The organism is Streptomyces sp. SID13666, assembly GCF_010548325.1.
GTDB classification, from domain to species: domain Bacteria; phylum Actinomycetota; class Actinomycetes; order Streptomycetales; family Streptomycetaceae; genus Actinacidiphila; species Actinacidiphila fildesensis.
The window spans coordinates 1-1,025 of the sequence record NZ_JAAGLX010000122.1; the positions used below are offsets into that span (position 1 = coordinate 1).

At 69.0% G+C, this 1,025-nt stretch carries 1 protein-coding gene; it reads right to left on the reverse strand.

Features of this window, described 5'->3' with window-relative positions; genetic code table 11:
- Positions 1–1,025 (reverse strand): family 2B encapsulin nanocompartment shell protein (locus G3I60_RS43650; RefSeq protein ID WP_164299730.1); only part of this gene is annotated, 1,025 nt, incomplete at both ends.

The following is a 1,025-nucleotide window of genomic DNA, read 5'->3' on the forward strand; positions in this document are numbered from 1 at the left end:
CGGGTCCATTCGCGGCCGATGGCGGCGATGGTGCGGGGGTGGGCGAGCAGGAAGCGGGTGCCGCGGCGGCGGCTGATGAGTTCGTCGAGGTCGTCGGGGAGCGGGGGGCCGGCGTGCGGCTGGATCCGCTGGTCGTAGTCGGCCGCGTGCAGCAGTCCGAACTCGCGGTTGTTGATGAGTTCGTGTTCCTGGCGTTCGCGCAGGGCTTCGATGGTGAGTTTGAGCTGCTGCTCGATCTGGTTCATCGGTTCGTTGTAGAGGTCCGCGACGCGGCTGTGGACGCGCAGTACGGTCTGGGCGACGCTCAGCTCGTACTCGCGGGGGGCGACTTCGTAGTCGACGAACGTGCTCGGCAGGTCCGCTTCGCCCTTGTGGCCGGAGGCCAGTTCGATGGCGGCCTCGCCGCGCTTGTTGACGCGTTGGCGGGGGATGGCGCGGTAGGCCTCGATGTGGGCGCGCAGGGCGGGGGACTGGTCGGCGAGGGTCTGGAAGTCCTGTCGGGACAGTGCCAGCACGGTGGTGGTGGTCGCGGCGCGGGCGGTGAAGTCCCAGGGTGTTTCCGGGTCGAGCAGGCCCTGTTCGCCGAAGTGGGCGCCGTCGGCGAGGACGCCGAGACGATTCTGCTCGCCGAATTCGCCCTCGCTGAGCTTTTCGACCTTGCCGTGGGCGAGGAGGAACAGGGTGTCGACGGGCTGGCCGGCTTCGGCCAGGAGCTCGCCGGGGGCGAACTCGCGCTGGGTGAAGCGGTCGGCGAGCGCGGTGAGGACCGCGGTGTCCTCGAAGGAGCGCAGCAGGGCGAGTTCGCCGAGTTCGGCGGGGACGACCCGTACCTGGGATCCGGTTTTGACGAAGGTCACCTTGCCGTCGCCGACGGAGTAGGTCAGCCGGCGGTTGACCCGGTAGGTGCCGGCCGTGACTTCTACCCAGGGCAGCATGCGCAGCAGCCAGCGGGAGGAGATTCCCGCCATCTGAGGTGCGGACTTGGTGGTGGTCGCCAGATTCCGGGCAGCAGCCGTATCAAGGCT